The 15,537-nt window shown below is 62.6% G+C and carries 8 protein-coding genes; 1 reads left to right on the top strand and 7 read right to left on the bottom strand.

What is annotated here, in order from left to right; genetic code table 11:
• Both PSEST_RS10440 and PSEST_RS10435 read right to left on the bottom strand, forming a co-directional pair.
• Positions 1-3,081 carry an MdtB/MuxB family multidrug efflux RND transporter permease subunit gene (locus PSEST_RS10440; protein ID WP_015276957.1) on the bottom strand — a complete coding sequence of 1,027 codons (3,081 nt, stop codon included), beginning with the start codon at positions 3,079-3,081 and terminating at the stop codon, positions 1-3.
• A complete protein-coding gene (locus PSEST_RS10435) occupies positions 3,078-4,319 on the bottom strand; it encodes an MdtA/MuxA family multidrug efflux RND transporter periplasmic adaptor subunit (RefSeq protein WP_015276956.1) in 1,242 nt (413 codons plus the stop codon). The genes PSEST_RS10440 and PSEST_RS10435 overlap by 4 nt, the downstream gene beginning before the upstream one ends.
• A gap of 284 nt (positions 4,320-4,603) precedes the next feature.
• Here PSEST_RS10435 and PSEST_RS10430 point away from each other — a divergent pair, with 284 nt between their 5' ends.
• Positions 4,604-6,070 carry a lipid II flippase MurJ gene (locus PSEST_RS10430; protein WP_015276955.1) on the top strand — a complete coding sequence of 489 codons (1,467 nt, stop codon included), beginning with the start codon at positions 4,604-4,606 and terminating at the stop codon, positions 6,068-6,070.
• 110 nt (positions 6,071-6,180) lie between these two features.
• Here the strand turns inward: PSEST_RS10430 and PSEST_RS10425 are convergent, their stop codons facing one another.
• From PSEST_RS10425 to PSEST_RS10405, 5 genes are all read right to left on the bottom strand, one after another.
• The gene (locus PSEST_RS10425; RefSeq protein ID WP_041756609.1) at positions 6,181-7,368 is read right to left on the bottom strand and encodes an NAD(P)-dependent oxidoreductase; all 1,188 of its coding nucleotides are present in this window, start codon (positions 7,366-7,368) and stop codon (positions 6,181-6,183) included.
• Between the two features lie 316 nt (positions 7,369-7,684).
• Entirely contained in the window at positions 7,685-8,185 is a 501-nt protein-coding gene (gene tpx / locus PSEST_RS10420) for a thiol peroxidase (RefSeq protein ID WP_015276953.1), read from the bottom strand.
• Between the two features lie 87 nt (positions 8,186-8,272).
• Positions 8,273-9,616 (bottom strand): alanine/glycine:cation symporter family protein, encoded by a 1,344-nt coding sequence (locus PSEST_RS10415; protein WP_015276952.1) that lies wholly within the window; start codon positions 9,614-9,616, stop codon positions 8,273-8,275.
• A 475-nt stretch (positions 9,617-10,091) separates the two neighbouring features.
• Positions 10,092-13,772 (bottom strand): translocation/assembly module TamB domain-containing protein, encoded by a 3,681-nt coding sequence (locus PSEST_RS10410; RefSeq protein WP_041756607.1) that lies wholly within the window; start codon positions 13,770-13,772, stop codon positions 10,092-10,094.
• Positions 13,769-15,451 (bottom strand): autotransporter assembly complex protein TamA, encoded by a 1,683-nt coding sequence (locus PSEST_RS10405; RefSeq protein ID WP_232422580.1) that lies wholly within the window; start codon positions 15,449-15,451, stop codon positions 13,769-13,771. The genes PSEST_RS10410 and PSEST_RS10405 overlap by 4 nt, the downstream gene beginning before the upstream one ends.
• Positions 15,452-15,537: the final 86 nt, after the last annotated feature.

The following is a 15,537-nucleotide window of genomic DNA, read 5'->3' as shown; positions in this document are numbered from 1 at the left end:
TCACGCTTCAGCCTCCAGCAGCGGCTCGCGTCGACGCCCGAAGCGCTGGCCGAGGCGGTCGAAGAACAGGTAGATCACCGGTGTGGTGAACAGCGTCAGCAATTGACTCAGTAGCAGCCCGCCAACCAACACCAGGCCCAGCGGCTGGCGCAACTCGGCGCCGGAACCGGACGCCAGCATCAGCGGAATCGCACCGAAAAGCGCCGCCAGGGTGGTCATCAGGATCGGCCGGAAACGCAGCAGTGCCGCGCGGTAGATCGCATCCTGCGGGCTCATGCCCTGGTGCCGTTCGGCCTCCAGGGCGAAGTCGATCATCATGATTGCGTTCTTCTTGACGATGCCGATCAAGAGGATGATGCCAATGATCGCGATCAGGCCCAGATCGTTGCCGGTCAGCAGCAGCGCGAGCAAGGCGCCTACCGCCGCCGAGGGCAGCGTCGAGAGGATGGTAATCGGATGGATGTAGCTCTCGTAGAGCACGCCGAGCACGATGTACATGGTCACCACCGCGGCGAAAATCAGCAGCAGCGTGCTCGACAGCGAGGCGCGGAACGCCTCGGCAGCGCCCTGGAAGCGCGTCTGGATGCCGGCGGGCAGACCGATCTGCTGCTCCACCGCCTCGATCACCTCCACCGCCTTGCCCAGCGACACGCCGCTGGCCAGGTTGAACGAAAGGGTCACCGCCGGGAACTGGCCGATATGGTTGATCAGCAGCGGCGCGTTGCGCTGCTCAAAGGTTGCCAGGCTCGAAAGGCGCACCGGTGTGCCACCTTCGCTCTGCACGAACAGCTGCTCCAGCGCCTGCGGGCCGAGGCGATTGCCCGCCTCCGCCTCCAGCACCACGCGATACTGGCTGGCCTGGGTGAAGATGGTGGATATCTGCCGTTGGCCGAAGGCGTCGTACAGCGCATCGGTGATGTCCGCCACCTGAATGCCCAATCGCGCCGCCGCGTCGCGATCGATATCCAGGTAGATCTGCAGGCCATTGCTCTGCAGGTCGCTCGCCACATCGGTCAGTTCCGGCCGCTCACGCAGGGCCTCGACCAGGCGCGGCGTCCACTCCTGCAGCAGCTCGCTGTCCGGCGTTTCCAGGCTGAACTGGAACTGCGTGCGGCTGACGCGATCCTCGATGGATAGATCCTGTACCGGCTGCAGATACAGCTCGATGCCCGGCACCTTGGCCAGCTCCGGTCGAAGCCGATCGATGATCTGGCTAGCGGTCAGGTCGCGCTCGCCGTGGGGCTTGAGGTTGATCAGCAGACGACCACTGTTGAGCGTGACGTTGTCGCCATCCACGCCGATATAGGACGACAGGCTTTGCACCGACGGGTCGGCGAGGATCACCCGGGCCAGCGCCTGCTGACGCTCGCTCATGGCGCGGAAGGAAATCGACTGCGGCGCTTCGCTGATGCCCTGAATGACACCGGTGTCCTGCACCGGGAAGAAGCCCTTGGGCACAGCGAGATAGAGCACAACGGTCAGGCCGAGCGTGGCCACCGCTACCAGCAGGGTCAGCGTCTGGTGACGCAGCACCCAGGTCAGCCAGCGCGAGTAGCCGCCGATCAGCCGCTCGACCCAGTCCGGCTTGGCCTCGGCGACACTGTGCGGCTTGAGCAGCTTGGCGCACATCATCGGCGTCAGCGTCAGCGAGACCACCAGCGAGATCAGAATCGCCACCGCCAGGGTAATGGCGAATTCGCGGAACAGCCGGCCGACGACGTCCTGCATGAATAGCAGCGGAATCAGCACGGCGATCAGCGAGAAGGTCAGCGAGATCAGCGTAAAACCAATCTGCCGTGCGCCCTTGAGCGCCGCATTGAGCGGTGTCTCGCCCTCCTCCAGATGCCGCGCGATGTTCTCCAGCATGACGATGGCGTCGTCCACCACGAAGCCCGTGGCGATGGTCAGCGCCATCAATGTCAGGTTGTTCAGGGAGAAGCCGCAGACGTACATCACCGCAAAGGTGCCGACCAGCGACAGCGGCACGGCAATCGATGGAATCACCGTGGCCGAGAGCTTCTTGAGGAAGACGAAGGTCACCATCACCACCAGGAAGGTGGCGAGCATCAGCTCATGCTGTACATCGGTAACCGCGGCACGGATGGTCTGGGTGCGGTCGGTTAGGACAACCACATCGAGCCCGGCCGGCATGCTGGCGGTCACTTCCGGTAGCAGCGCCTGGATGCGTTCGACCACATCGATGACATTGGCGCCCGGCTGACGCTGGACATTCAGCAGCACCGCCTGGCTCTCGTTGGCCCAGGCCGCGAGGCGCTCGTTTTCGGCGCCGTCGACGATATCGGCGACATCCTTCAGCCGCAGGGCTGCGCCATCCTGATAGGTCAGGATTAGCTCGGCGTATTCCTCCGGCGTCTTCAGCTGGTCATTGGCATCGAGCATCGACACCCGGGTCGGACCGTCGAAGTTGCCCTTGGGCTGGTTGACGTTGGAGCTGGTGATCAGCGAACGCACGTCGGCCAGCGACAGCCCATAGGCCGCCAGCGCCTCGGGATTGGTGCGAATACGCACCGCCGGTCGCTGCCCGCCGGCGATGCTGACCATGCCGACGCCGTTGATCTGCGCCAGTTTCTGCGCCATCCGTGTATCGACCAGATCGTGCAGCTTGGGCAACGGCAGCGATTCGGAGGTCACCGCCAGGGTCAGTACCGGCGTGTCGGCCGGGTTGACCTTGTTGTACACCGGCGGTGCCGGCAGGTCGTTGGGCAACAGGTTGTTCGCCCCGTTGATCGCCGCCTGCACCTCCTGCTCAGCCACATCCAGGGCGACGTCCAGCGAAAAGCGCAAGGTGATCACCGAGGCACCGCCGGAACTGGTCGACGACATCTGCGCCAGGCCCGGCATCTGCCCGAACTGACGCTCCAGCGGTGCGGTCACCGCGCTGGTCATCACTTCCGGGCTGGCGCCTGGATAGAGTGTCATCACGCGGATGGTCGGGTAATCCACCTGTGGCAGCGCAGCCACCGGCAGCAACTTGTAGGCGATCAAGCCGGCCAGCAGGATCGCGACCATGCTCAGCGTGGTCGCGACCGGGCGCAGGATGAACAGGCGGGAGATGTTCATTGCGCCTCGCGCTCCGCGGCCTCGTCACCCCCGAGCACGGGATTCTCGGCGGCCTCTTCGGCCATGCGACGACTGCCGACCACTTCCACCTCGGCACCGTCGCGCAGTCGGTCGGTACCTTCCATCACCACGCGTTCACCGACCTCCAACCCCTCCAGCACCACGGTCGTTTCGCCATTGCTCGGCCCGGCCTTGAGCAGGCGCAGCTGCACCTTGTTGTCCTCGCCAACGACATAGGCGAATGTGCCGCGCGAGCCGAACTGCAACGCAGCCGAGGGAATCAGTACCGCATCGCTCAGGGTTTCCACGCGCAGGCGAACATTGACGAACTGGTTGGGGATGAGCAGTTCCTGCTCATTGTCAAAACGCGCCTTCAGCCGCAGGGTGCCAGTGGTGGCGTCGATCTGGTTGTCGATGCTTTCCAGCAAGCCTTCACCGAACATGAGCTTTTCACCGCGATCCCAGATCTGCACGGCCAGCTTGTCACCCTGACGGTAGCGGGTCAGCACCGGCAACAGATCGCCTTCAGGGAGCGTGAAGCTGATCGACATCGGCTGGGTCTGGGTGATCACCACCAGCGGCGTGGTGTCATTGGCCGCGACCAGGTTGCCGACATCGAGCTGGCGCAGGCCGACGCGGCCATCGATGGGTGAGCGAATCTGGGTGAACTCCAGGTTCAGCCGTGCCTCGTTGACCGATGCCTGGTTGGCTGCCAGCGTGCCCTGATACTGGCTGACCAGCGCTTCTTGGGTATCGAGGGTCTGCTTGGCGATGCTGTCATCGGCGAAGAGCCCGCGATAGCGCTCGAAGTCGACCTGGGCGTTCTTCAGCTGGGCACGGTTCTGCTGCAAGGTCCCCTCGGCCTGCTGCAACGCCACCTTGTAAGGGCGTGGATCGATCACCGCCAGCAGGTCGCCCTTCTTCACGCGTTGACCTTCCTCGAAACGCAGTTCAACCAGCTCCCCGCCTACGCGGCTGCGCAGATTCACGGTATTGAGCGGCGTTACGCTGCCAAGCGCCTTGTTGAACACCTCGAACTCGCCCTGCTCCACCTTGGCGACGCGCACGGGAACCGGTCCGCCAAACGCACCAAAGCCTGGCCGGCCGCCGGGACGCTGCGGCGTTTCCTGCGGCGCCGGCCATAGCCACCAGACCAGCAGGCCGATGGCGGCCACGGCAAGGATGAGGAGCAGCCAGCGAGGGCTGAAACGAGCGGGATTGGAGTGAGCCTCGGACATGAACGGCGTTCGCTTGAAAAGGAGCGTGAACCATAAGCAGTCGCGAACCGCTCGCAAAGTGCCTTTACGGCATTTTTACGTATCGACATGTATGTCAGCCCGGTTTGACCGCGTCGCCCCGGAACCATGCAGCAGGTCTTAAGTCTATTTACCGTTCTTCTCGCTGCACCGGGTTTGCACGTGAAGAAAAGCTGTGAGCAGGCCAGGCGTCTGCCAGCACGTCGAATCGGACATTGTCGTGTCGTTAACGGGCCATCGCATCGATGGCCGCAAAGGATCAAGGAATGAATGTATCGCTGGTCATCCTGGCGCTCACTGTCGCCAGTTTTCTTCTCGGTTTCCTGCGCGATCTGTTCATCGCCCGCTCCTTCGGCCTCAGCTGGGAAGCGGATCTCATCTTCGTAGCGCTGATACTTCCGCTCTTCTTCGAAAATTTCCTTGGCCTGGCGTTGCGCGACGCCTTGATCCCGTACCTGCAAAAGCTGCGCAGCCAGTCGCAATCGCTGTTCGAGGCGGTGGCGCGCTGGCTTTACTGGCGCATCATGCTGCTCGGTGGCGCAGTCTGCCTCGTGATATTGCTGACCAGCTATTGGGTGCTGAATGCACTCGCGCCGGGCTGGACCCCGGAACAGGTCGCCAACGGCCAACTGGTCTTCTGCGTCGGCGCACTGCTGATCGGGGTGCAGGCAGCGCTGTACTGCCAGGGCGCATTGTTGAACATGGACAACGTGTTCATCCTGCCGATGACCCGGACGCTGCTGCTCAATGCCGGAGCGATCATCGGCATCCTCCTGTTCGAACCCAGCGGCATGGCGATCTTCCTTGGCATGCTGTTGCCTCAGCTCGTCCTGATCGTTGTGCAGCACCGCCGCATTCGCTACCTGAGAGGAGAAGCACAAGCACTGGAGAAAGGCCACGGCAGCCAGTTCGGCCTGGCCTTCGCCCCCGTGCTGCTGGCCGCCGGCGCACAGCAGGCCTGCATACTGGCAGAGCGGATGTTCGCCTCGTTTCTTGAGGAAGGCAGCATTACCATGCTGTCGTTTGCGTTCCGCATCGTAACCATACCGCTGACGCTGTATGCGATGTCGGTGCTGTCAGTGCTGTTCCCGCAGTTCTCGGCCAGCTGGAACGACCAGGATCACACCGGCCATGCCGCAGTGATCCGCAAGGGCCTGCTGGCAACGCTTCTGTTCCTGGTCCCGGCGACCGTGGTGCTTTGCTCCTTTCCGGAAGCCGTGGTTTCGGTGCTGCTGGAGCGTGGCGAGTTCGGCGCCGCCCAGACCCAGGCCACGGCATCGTTGATGGTCATCTACGCGCTTGGCCTGCCGGCGATGGGTCTCGCCCTGCTCTGGGGGCGCGCATTGCTCGCTCAGCATCAGGTCCGCCTGTTTCTGGTGATCACGCTGATCAGCTCAGCCATGACGATCGGTCTGGATGCTGCGCTTTACCGGCATTACGGGGCCGCCGGCCTGGCATTGGCCTTCTCCAGTGGCGCAGCATTGCAGGCGATGTTCATGGGACTGTTCGTCTATCGCGCCTCGCCGAAAGGGGCTGGCGTCGCGGTACTGGCCCGCTGGCTGGCGACAGCAGTCGTGGTGGCCGCTGCGCTGCATTTCGTGCCGCAGCCACATGGGCTGATTGAGCTGTGCCTGTATATCGGGCTGGTGCTCGCAGCATTCGCCGCCGGCGTGACACTGCTTGGCGAGCGTGACCTGTTCCGGCTTCGTTACTGGTCCATGCACAAGGCCTGAGTGCCGCTGCATTGCAGCTCATCGTTTCGTCGAGGTCACGCAGAGAAGTCACGCAGAAACAAAAAGGCCGCTGTCGGATGACAGCGGCCTTTTTCTCGAAAGGGTAACGCTCAGCCACCGAAGGCCAGCATACCCATCGTGTTGATGCTCGGTGTAGTCCAGGCGTCGGCCTTGCTCTCGACTTCCACCAGACGCGGTTTGCGCTGTTCCATGACGATATCCAGCGCACGACTCGGCAGGATGTCGATGTCGTCGAAGGTGATGATCTGGCCCGGCTCGACGGCGCGCTTGAGAGCAGTCTTGCGCAGCAGGCCGATCGGTACGTGGTCCGGATGCTGAGCCAGCTTGATGGCCTCGCCACGGAACTGGAAACCACCGATACCGCGTTCGATCAACTCGCCCGGTTTCATCGCACGCTTGGCGATCGCGGCAACGCCCAGGGTCGGCTCAGTGGAATTATTGAGCAGCACGCCGCCTCCATTCAGCACGCGGCGCACGGTCTTGCCGACTTCCAGTGAACACAGGTGGAACGGACGCACCAGGGTGTAGAACGGCCCACGACCTAGCTTGAAGTACTCGATGGCGCGCGCCTGATCCTCGTCGTGCTTGCCGACCAGAAACACGCCACCGGCCGGATAGCCGGAAGGAATGACGTAATCGACGATCGGCTGCCCTGCCCGCTCGGCCAGCATGCCGAGCAGACTGGCGCTATCGTCCAGGTTGGTCGAGGCCAGCCCTTCCATGCCCTGGCGGGTGATGGTCGCGCCGAGACCGTTGCCGATGATCACCTGCTCGATCTGCACCTTGGTGCCGTCGGTAAACGAAGTGGTCTGGTCGATGCTGATTCCCTGGCGATTGGCCCAGTAAGCCATGTCCTCCGGCGAAGGATCATGGTTCAGGTAGCCTTTCATATTGCCGTAGACCAGCGGCTCGAAACCCATCTGCAGAGCATCTTCGCGCAACGCAGCAAGAGAGCCAGGCTGGTCGCCCTCCGCTTCGGTCAGGAAGCCTTTACCTGCCAGATAGGAACCGGTGGTTACCTGCAGCTCGGCATTGACGGTAACCACTTTCAGCCCGGCCTCGAATGCACGTTCGATGACCGACGTTCCGTGGAACACGTCACCGCTGCACTCAACGACCAGATCGGAATGGTCGATCAGCTCGTCCAGTGAATTGGTGAGCGCATCCGCTAGCGGAAAGTCAGCCATCGAAGAAAGCGGGCGGCGTGTCAGAACGCGGGAGATTTGCATGTCCGGATAGTGATTTCTGATCAACCGGATAAAGCCGCGGGCGATCATTCCGGTTCCGGAAACACCGATTCTCTTGATCTCTGAAGTAGGCATAAATGAATCCATTCAATGGGCATCAGCGCTATGACAGCAGCCGAGCGAAAAGATTTTTGAAAAGCTGCCTATTTGCGACTTTTGCAGACTTCTCCACACCCGGAACTCCTGAGCCGGGTGGCGTGAGAGAAATTAGTAGCCCGTGGACGTTTGCGCTAATTGACGACGACAAGCGGTTCGGCATCCGGCGATGGTTTTCCGCCGTCAGAAACGAAACGGCGAGGCCTCGTAGTAGAGCGCCTCGCCGTTTGCGTGTCGCTAAGCGACGAAATCAGGCGAGCGAAGCGATGGCCGCCTCGTAGTTCGGCTCGCTGCCGATCTCGCCGACCAGTTCGCTATGCAGCACGCGATCCTGCTCGTCCAACACGACAACTGCCCGCGCTGCAACGCCCGCCAGAGGCCCACTGGCAATCGCCACGCCATAGTTCACGAGAAACTCGGCGCCACGCATGGTCGACAGGTTGACCACATTTTCCAGCCCCTCAGCGCCGCAGAAGCGCTTCTGCGCGAACGGCAGATCTGCGGAGATACAGAGCACCACGGTATTCGCCAGCGCATTGGCCTGCGTATTGAACTTGCGCACCGAAGTGGCACAGGTCGGGGTATCAACGCTCGGGAAAATATTGAGGATCTTGCGCTTGCCGGCGAACGCCGAGAGTTCGACATTGGCGAGATCAGCACCAACCAGGCTGAATGCCTTGGCCTGCTGACCGACTTGCGGGAATTCACCGGCTACCTGGACGGGCGCGCCTTTCAGAGTGATTTCAGACATTGCTTGGCTCCTTGATGCACAGAGGCAGAAAAAAGCCGTGGAACCTCAGTCAGCCCCACGGCTTTGAAAGATGGCCGATATCGGACATCAACTACGTGCGAAATATTCCTTGGTCAGCTTGACCACCACCGGACTCAGCAGCAGCAGCGAGATCAGGTTGGGGATCGCCATCAGACCGTTGAGCGTATCGGCCAGCAGCCAGGCGAAGTCGAGCTGGGCGATCGCACCGAACGGCACGGCCAGTACCCAGATCACCCGGAACGGCCAGATGGCCCGGGTGCCGACCAGGAACTCCCAGCACTTCTCGCCGAAATAGCTCCAGCCGAGGATGGTAGTGAAGGCGAAGACCACCAGGGCGATGGTCAGGATGATGCCGCCGATACCTGGCATGGCTGATTCGAAGGCCGCTGCGGACAGTGCCGCACCACTTTCGCCGCTGGTCCAGACGCCAGTGCAGATGATCGCCAGACCGGTCATCGAGCAGACGATGATGGTGTCGATGAACGTCCCCAGCATGCCGATCATGCCCGAGCGTACCGAACTGGTGGTGGTGCCGGCTGCCTGGGCGATACCGGCGGTGCCAAGGCCCGCCTCGTTGGAGAAGATGCCGCGGGCGACACCAAAGCGAATTGCCGCCATGACCGCAGCGCCGGCAAAGCCACCGGTGGCAGCGATCGGGGTGAAGGCGTGGGTGAAGATCAGGTCGAATGCTGCCGGAATCGCCGAGACATTGACTACCAGTACCACCGCAGCGGCAATCAGGTAGGCCAGGCACATGAACGGAACGAGCGATGCAGCCACCACCCCGATGCGGCGGATACCACCAAGGATCACCAGCCCGACGATCACCATGGTGACCAGGCCGGTTGCCCACAACGGTACCGCGAAGGTGGTTTCCAGGGCATGGGCCATGCTGTTGACCTGCACCATGTTGCCGATGCCGAAGCCCGCCAGGCCGCCGAAGATGGCGAAGGCTGTTCCCAGCCAGATCCACTTCTTGCCCAGACCGTTCTTGATGGCATACATCGGACCGCCGACATGCTCGCCTCGGTCGTCCTTCTCGCGGTAGTGGACTGCCAGTACGACTTCGCAATACTTAGTGGCCATACCGACCAACGCAGTGCACCACATCCAGAACAACGCACCCGGGCCGCCGAGGAAGATGGCGGTGGCCACACCGGCAATGTTGCCGGTACCCACGGTTGCCGCCAGCGAGGTCATCAGTGCCTGAAACGGACTGATCTCGCCCGTCGCTTCGTCACCCTTGGTACGTCCACGCCACATCAGCGCAAAGCCGGTCGGGATGCGTGTCAATGGCATGAACTTGAGGAAGATCATCAGGAACAGACCGGTACCAAGGATCAGCACCAGCATGGGCGGGCCCCAGACGAGGCCATTGACGCTATTTACGAGGTTGTTCAGAAATTCCATTCGAGCACCTTATTTCTTATAAGCGAGTTCCCTCGCGTTAGGGTCGCGCTACCGTGGAGCCGTTGAAAAACATGACGCTTGTGGCGGTGGTTTTTCAGCGACCAGGTAACGACGATTCCGGTCCGCCTCTGGAGCTTGTAAGCGCTGAGGCGGCAGGCGCTTTGCAAGACTCGTGCTAGAGCGTCGCGCGGTTATAACCGCGACGGTCGGAAGCGTGGATGCTACCACTGCATTCGCTCGTTGGGCTTGGGGCAATCGCGCCAGATTAGGTGATCGAATCGACCTGCAAAGCAGACCGACCGGTCAAGATCCGCACGATTCCGTCCAGCAAGTACGAATGGCACGGAAAGCGAAAATCAGCGTAGCCCACTCTGGTGCGCCTGCCAGTCGTGTTTGATGCGCTTTGGTGCGACTCACGCTGCTGCAGGAGTTACCTGCGTCGGGGTGGTGCATCCATGCGCGGCGCAGCAGCTGATCAGAAATCGCGGCGATAGAACACGTCCAGCGAGCTGGCCAGACCGCTGGCAGCTTCGAGGAAGATTCGGCGAGTCAGTTGGTAGCGCAGCGCGATGGTATTGGTTGGCTCGAATACGCCGACGCCGTAGCGCAACGCCAGCCGTTCGGTCAGACGTCCGGTGGCGACCACGCTGGTACCGGCTCCGGTGCCCTCGGTGTCCAGCTGGAAATCCTGGATCCCCAGGCGTTGCGCCAGCCCACCGGTTATGGATGAACTGCCGGCGAGGCCGAGACCCAGCGCCGCCTGCGCCAACAGATTGCTATCGCCAGTGTCCGCACCCAACGGCCTGCCTAGCACCAGATAGGCCAGCGCCTGCTCCTGACTCATGGCCGGCTCGGAAAACACATCGATCCGCGGCTGCTCGGCACTGCCGGTAATGCGCAGGCCGGCGACGACGTTCTCCGCCTCGATTCGACGTATCGCTTCGATATTGAGGAACGGCTGGCTGATCAGACCGGTGAACAGCAGCTCGGCACGGCGGATGGTCAGCCGCTGGCCATAGGCGCGGTAGCGGCCGTTCTTCAGCTGCAGCTCGCCCCGTGCATCGAGGTTGTCGCCGATGTGCAGATATCCGGCGAGATCGGCAGTCAGGCCGAAACCGGTGAAGCGCAGACGATCCTGCCCCACCTCGACATCGATATCCATTTTCACCGCCAGCGGCGTAGCCGGTTCTTCGGCCTCGCGGCCAACGATGACCGTGTCTTCGGAAACTCTGACCGTCGTCGGCGGCAGCTCGCGGACGGTGATTGCACCCCGCGGCACCGCAACCCGTCCACTGACGGCGAGGTCCTGGCCGCTCAGCACGATACGCAGATCGGGCTCGACTTCAAGATCCGCGTAGGGCTCGACCACCACGGGCAAGCGACTGCCTTTTATGGCCAGGTCCAGGTCCACTGCATCGCGCCAGTCCAGCGTGCCGCTCAGATTGCCGCGCCCTTGATCGCCGGCCCGCCAATCGCCATCGATGCTCAGCCGCTCGCCCTCGATCAGCATGCGAACGCGCAGATCCTCGAACGTGGTAGGCAGCTCGCTACCGGCTATTTCGCCACCACTGAGCAGCAGTTGCCCATTGAGCGTGGGTTGCCGAAGGCTGCCGGAGAGCTGTCCACTGCCGTTCAGCTGACCGCGCAAGCGCTCGACCATCGGCACGAACGGACGCGCCACGGCAAGATCGAGACCGCTCAGACGAAACTCGCCATAGATTGGCTTGTTCTCCGGGCGCGGATCGATGCGGACCTGCACATCGAGTTCGCCAAGTTCTCCGCCCTGGAAGCGCAGCTCACTGTCGATCCGCTCCGGCAGCAGCCGGCTGTTGAGCACAAGAGTCTGGTAGGGAAAGTCGTGCCATTCATCCGCATCACGAATCCGCAGCACGCCCGGACCTGCATCGACCTGAACCCGTCCATTGGGGCCACTGGCAGGCAAGTCCAGTTCGATATCGGCATTCAGTTCGCCTTGCCAGCGAAAGTCCTCGGGCAGGTACTCGGCCAGGGACTGCAAGGCAAAGTCGCGCAGCCGGTAACGAATCCGTGGATCAGGCATGATGCGCTGATCCACGGCGCAAAGACTGGCAGGACCGGAGAGCCAGCAATGCGCGCCGAGCTCTAGTCGGCCGTCGGCGAAGCGCTGCAACGTGGCTGGCCGTTGCAATGCCCAGTTCTGCTGTTCGGCACTGAGTTCGCCGCGTGTCAGCCGCCCCAGCCAGTCCTCGCCACTTAGTCCGCCGTCGACGGCCAGCGCCAGGTCAAGCAATGGGCCCTGCAAGCGCAGGTCTGCCTGATGCTTGTCTGCGCTGCCGTCGGCATTGACCTGTAGCGCGCCGAGATCGGTTTCACCTGCTCGAATACTTTCGGCGTTGAGCACCAGTCGGCCACGCTCGCCATCCGATAGCTGACCCTGAAGGTTGAGCCGGCGCAATCGATTGTCCTGGTAGGCGAGATTGCGACCGCTGAGCTCAATCTTTCCGCTCGGCGCCGCAGCGGTGCCACCCAACGTCACCTCACCGCTCAGTTGCCCGCGAAGATCCGGCCACAGTTGCGCCAGGCGACGCAGTTCCAGCTGTACGCGCCCGTCCAGTGTTTGCGCCCAGGTGCCCTCACCGTGCACACGGTTGTCGCCCATGCGCAGATCAATGACAGGCAGATTCCAGCGCTCGCCCTCGCCGCTGGCCTGCAGCTGAAGGCTGGTGTTCTGCCCACGCAACCGTCCGTTGATATCCAGGCTGGCCTCGGCCTGCAGGCGCTCATCACGCAAGGCGCCCTGGCTTTGCAAGGTGCCGCCGAGGTTGCCCGGCAATTCTGCCAGCCAGTACGCCGGATCAAGATCGCTCAGGGCCAGATCGGCTTTCCAGTCGATGCCATCGGCGAAGCCGACACTGACCGACCCCGTGGCACTTCCCTGCCCGGCTCGCAGTTCCAGTTGCGGCAGGTGCACCGCCTCGAGATTACCGCTGACCGGGCTGTTCAGCGTGAAGTCCCCAGCGGGACCGGTCATGGCTGATTCGAAGTTACCGAGGTAGTTGCCATCCTGGTACTGAATTTGTGCCTTGAGTTCGCGCAACGTTACCGGTGGCTCTTCGATCTCTGGATAGAACCGTCGCCAGGGAAAATCACGCCAGAGCAGATCGGCGTTCGCGGCCAAGCCGTCCTGCCAGTCGACATCTCCACTCAGGCGTACGTGACGCTGTTGGCCGGCGTCCAGTTCCAGCGTGGCGATCTGCGCGCCGGTGGTACTGACGACACCTTCGAGCGCGACCCGCACGGCGCCGCCCTCTCCCGGTAACTGGGTGGTGCCGAGCAGACGATAGCCGTCCTGCATGTTGCCGCTTGCCGTCAGCTCCAGATCATCCAGGCGCAAGGTTTCCGGCAGATCAGGCAGCGCCTTGAAACCGTCGGCATTGAGCCTGACGGTCGCAGGCAGCTGCTCGTCCAGCGCACGCACATGACCGCTGAGGCTGCCCTGCAGGTAGCCCTGACTCTCGACCTGCAACTGCAGCTGTTCGCGCAGATCCCCTTCGATGGCGATCATCAGCGCCCAGGGCTGTTCGTCCGGGGACTGCAGCGCAGCCTGCCCTTGCAGCTGCAGCGGCCAGTTACCGCTGGGCTGCAGACGGCCGGTCAGCGTCAGATCGAGATCATCCCGGCGCACATCCAGGCGCTGTATATCCAGGCCGTCAGCACGCCAGTTCGCCTGCAGCTGCAGGCGCCGCAATTGCTCGGCGTCATTGAGCGTTACCTGCCCGATCTCGATGCGCTCTACCTGCAAAGCCAACGGCAAGTTGATATCCGGCAGGCTGAAAGGCTCGGCGTTGGGGTCCGGTTCGCTCGGAGGAAAATTGAGCTCGATACTTCCCGTCACCAGCTCATCGATACACAGGGTGCGCTTGAGCAGGCAAGCCGGCGACCAGGCGAGTCGGGGCTGCTGAACCTCCACGCGGCTGCCATCCTGTTCCCAAATCAGTCGATCGGCCTGCCAGCGTTGGCCGAGGCGCCCTTCGAACGCCTCGACCGTCAGACCAGGTACCTGTGTCAGCAACCAGCGACTGCCGGCTGACGTACCAAGCAACGTGCCGAGCGCGATGGCCAGCAACAAGACCAGCCCAAGCAATGTCCAGCCTAGGCCACGCAATATCCGCCTCACAGCTCAGGCCCCATGGAAAAGTGCAGGCGGACGCCGCCTTCGCTGTCCAGCGGATGAGCGAGGTCGACGCGAATCGGACCGACCGGTGAAACCCAGCGCACACCAACACCGACGGCGCTTTTGAGGGTGGGAATCTCCAGCGAGTTGAAGGCGTTGCCCTGGTCGACGAAGGTCGCGACGCGCCATTTTTCGGCGATCGAATACTGGTATTCCGCGCTCACGGCGAACTGGTAGCGGCCGCCGATCTTGTCGCCGTCGGAGTTGGTTGGCGACAGGCTCTGATAGTCGTAGCCACGCACGCTCTGATCGCCACCGGCGAAATAGCGCAGCGATGGCGGCACGTTGACGTATTCATCCGTCCAGTTGCCACCAAGCTGCACCCTGCCGAGAAAACGATGGCGCTGGCCGAGCGTGGTAAGCCCGCGCAGCAGCACGTTGGCGTGAACCAGATCAGCATCGGACAGCACGCCGGATTTGGCCGCCGCCACTTCGAATTGCAGGCGGTAGCCATTGCTTGGATCGATGCGATTGTCACTGCGCAGATAGCTGTAAGCGATGCCAGGCATCAGCAAGGTACTGATCCCCGAGTCATCGCCCAGCTTGTATTCCTCGTGCTGCCACTTCAGCGAAACCACGCGCAGCCAACCGCTGGGCAGCCGACTGTGCCATTCCGGGCCGACCTTGAGCAGACGGCTCAGCGTATCGGTACCGGCAATTTCCTCGTACTGGTAGCCGCCAACGAAACGCAGCTTGTCGGTCAGCGGCGGGTCGAGCGGAATGTCGTACCAGAGTCCGACGTTCTGCCGCGGCGCGGACAGCTCGGTTTCGGCGCCATAGCTGTGGCCCTGGGGATTTACCCAGTGGCGCGTCCAGTTCAGCCGAACCCGTGGCCCGACATCGGTGGAATAGCCCAGACCAAGACCGAACGTGCGCGGCTTGCGCGTTGTGAGCGCTACCGCTACGGGAATGCGCTGCTCACTGGCGCTGGTCGGGTTGGCATCGACGCGCACACCTTCGAAATAGCCACTCGACTGCAATGCCTGGCTAAGCTCGGCGATCAGTTCGGAGTCATAGGGGGTATCGGCATCGAACGGCACCATGCGCCTGAGCAGGTCGTCGTCGAACGGCGCATCGCCTTCGAATCGCACGTCACCCAGGCGGTAGCGTGGCCCACTGTCGAAAACCAGTTCGACATCTGCAGTGTTTTCCCGCGGGTCGACCGCGAGCCGCTGGCGAGTGAAGCGGCCATCGAAATAGCCATAGCGCGAAGCCTGGTTGAGAAATTGCTGTTTCACGTCCTCGTAACGGCCGTGATTGAGCACATCGCCCTGGCGCAGGGTGCGCTGAGCGACTCGAAAGCCCGAGAACTCCGCTGCCGGTCCGTCCAGGCGGACCGTGATGTTGCGCAGGCGCACCGGCTCACCAGTCTGGACGCGCAGCACCAGAGTCGGCTCATCGCCTTCACGCACATCGGTTCGGATTCGGCTGCGATAGTAGCCCAGCGCTTGCAGGGCTTTTTCGGCTTGGCGCTGCGCGACCCGGCTGTAGCGCAGCAGCTCGTTGGCATCGCGATCGCCCAGGTCACCTATGTAGTTCTCGATATTCTCGCGAAGCGCCCGGCTCTGTGGCTCGATACGAACGTCCAGTTCGGCGGCGCCGGCAGAAATGCCGCTCAACATCAGGACTGCGGCTACCAGCGGGCCGATTCGGTTCGATTTGCACATGGCGCGCAATGCTAACACGGGCTCGCGGGGATGCCGGAACC

Origin of the sequence: Stutzerimonas stutzeri RCH2 (assembly GCF_000327065.1) — a bacterium.
Classification (GTDB): Bacteria; Pseudomonadota; Gammaproteobacteria; order Pseudomonadales; family Pseudomonadaceae; genus Stutzerimonas; species Stutzerimonas stutzeri_AE.
Note: the sequence above shows the minus strand (reverse complement) of the source record. Positions and strands in the feature narration are given on the sequence as shown.